We start from the raw sequence: 2,084 nt of genomic DNA, 5'->3' as shown, positions 1-2,084 counted from the left end.
CGATCCCCGCCTCATGCGCCATCGCCGGCAGATGCAGCGCGGCGTTGGTCGATCCGCCGGTCGCCGCCACCACGCGCGCGGCGTTGATGAAGGCCTCGCGCGTGCAGATGTCGCGCGGCCGCAGGTTGCGTGCGACGAGCTCCATCACCTGCGCACCCGCCGCGATCGCGATCTGCTCGCGCGAGCTATAGGGTGCGGGAACCATGTTGCTGTTCGGCAACGACAATCCGATCGCCTCGCCGACGCACGCCATGGTGTTGGCGGTGAACTGCCCGCCGCACGCGCCATGCCCCGGACACGCGACCTTCTCCAGCGCTGTCAGTTCCGACAACGGGCAGCTATTGTCGTCCGCCGCGAACCGCCCGACCGCCTCGAACACATCGACCACGGTGACGTCGCGCCCCGCGAACCGCCCCGGCAGGATCGAGCCGCCATAGACGAAGATGGACGGCACGTTCAGCCGCAGCATCGCCATCATCATGCCCGGTAGCGACTTGTCGCACCCGGCAAAGCCGACCAGCGCATCATAGCAATGGCCACGCACCGATAGCTCTACCGAATCCGCGATCACCTCGCGGCTAACCAGCGAGGATTTCATCCCCTGATGGCCCATCGCGATGCCGTCGGTCACTGTGATCGTGTTGAACCGGCGCGGCATGCCGCCGCCATGGATCACCCCGGCCTGCGCGGCATCAGCCTGCGCATCAAGCGTGGTGTTGCACGGCGCCGAATTGTTGCCGGCGGACGCCAGCGCGACGAACGGCTTGGCGATATCCTCCTCGGAAATCCCCATTGCGTAATAATAGCTGCGGTGCGGTGCCCTTTCGGGCCCGACCGATACGTGGCGGCTCGGCAGGCGAGACTTGTCGAACTGGGTCATGGCGACAGGCTATTGCGTCGGGCAGCCGTCCCACGCAAGCATCTAAGCGCCGCGATCAGGACGCGTCGGCGACCACCAGGCCGTCGAGCGCCTTTGCGACGCCATCCATCGTGAACGGCTTTTGCAGCCGCGGGCGATCACGGAAGCGTTCATCGACGCTGTCGTCGCCGCCGCCGGTCGCGAACACGAACGGGATGTTCTTGGCCGCCAGTGCTTCGGCGATCGCGGTGCTCTTCTCGCCGCCGCGCAGGTTCACGTCCAGGATCGCGGCGTCGATGCCGCCCTTGGCGACCCGCGCGAGTGCATCGGCGACGCTGTCGACGATCCCGGCTGCCTCCTTCTCAAGAACCTCGAGAAAATCCTCGAGCATCATCGCGATGAGTGGTTCGTCCTCGACGATGAGGATCTGCCTTGGTCCTGTCATGCGCCGGCCTTAACCCGTAAAATCGCCGGTTGCCAGCCGGATCAGCGGTTCGCCAGCACGTCGCGCGCCGCCTCCGCCAGTTGCTGGACCGAAAAGGGTTTGGGCAGGAATGCGACCCGGTCCAGATCGATCGAACGCCGCAATTGTTCCTCGGCATAGCCCGACATGAAGATGATCGGCAGGTCGGGATATTTCTCGCGCGCATGCCTGACCATCGTCGGTCCATCCATCAACGGCATGACGACGTCGCTGATCAGCAGATCGGGCCGCTCGGTCTTGTCGAGGATCTGCAGCGCGACCTCGCCATTCTCCGCGGTCAGCACGGTATAGCCCTGCCGCGTCAGCGCGCGTTCGGCCACCGCGCGAACCATGTCCTCGTCCTCGACCAGCAGGATCGTGCCCGTCCCCCACATCTCCGCGGGCTTCACCGACGAACGCGGCGCCGCCAGTCGCGCGGGGGCGGGCGCCGTGCTCGCGGTATGTACCGGCAGGTACAGCGTGAAGCTCGATCCCTGCCCCGGCTTCGAATCCGCGAAGATATAGCCGCCCGACTGCTTGACGATGCCGTACACCGTGGAAAGCCCGAGGCCGGTGCCCTTGCCGACCTCCTTGGTGGTGAAGAACGGCTCGAAGATCTTGGGCAACACCTCGGGCGGGATCCCCGTCCCCGTGTCGCTGACGATCAGCGTCGTATAATCCGCCACCGGCAAGATGTCGTAGCCGAGCGCACGCACCTGCGCCGCGGGCAGCGCGCGCGTCTGGATCGTCAGCGTGCCACCC

3 protein-coding genes are annotated in these 2,084 nt (G+C 66.1%); all 3 read right to left on the bottom strand.

Annotated elements, in window-relative coordinates:
- On the bottom strand, nt 1-880 hold an 880-nt coding region (locus tag VF643_RS12040), incomplete at its 3' end, for a dihydroxy-acid dehydratase (protein WP_331043634.1).
- 55 nt (nt 881-935) lie between these two features.
- The gene (locus tag VF643_RS12035) at nt 936-1,304 is read right to left on the bottom strand and encodes a response regulator (protein ID WP_331043633.1); all 369 of its coding nucleotides are present in this window, start codon (nt 1,302-1,304) and stop codon (nt 936-938) included.
- 41 nt (nt 1,305-1,345) lie between these two features.
- A partial coding sequence (locus VF643_RS12030; RefSeq protein ID WP_331043632.1) for a response regulator occupies nt 1,346-2,084 on the bottom strand: 739 nt, incomplete at its 5' end.

This window comes from Sphingomonas sp. (assembly GCF_036387595.1).
Lineage (GTDB): Bacteria > Pseudomonadota > Alphaproteobacteria > Sphingomonadales > Sphingomonadaceae > Sphingomonas.
The sequence above is the reverse complement of the archived record's forward strand: the minus strand, read 5'-3'. Positions and strand labels throughout refer to the sequence as shown.

Bases quoted from the DNA above. Each gene is read 5' to 3' on its own strand.
- VF643_RS12035 (WP_331043633.1), bottom strand. From the start codon at position 1,304: ATGACAGGACCAAGGCAGATCCTCATCGTCGAGGACGAACCACTCATC.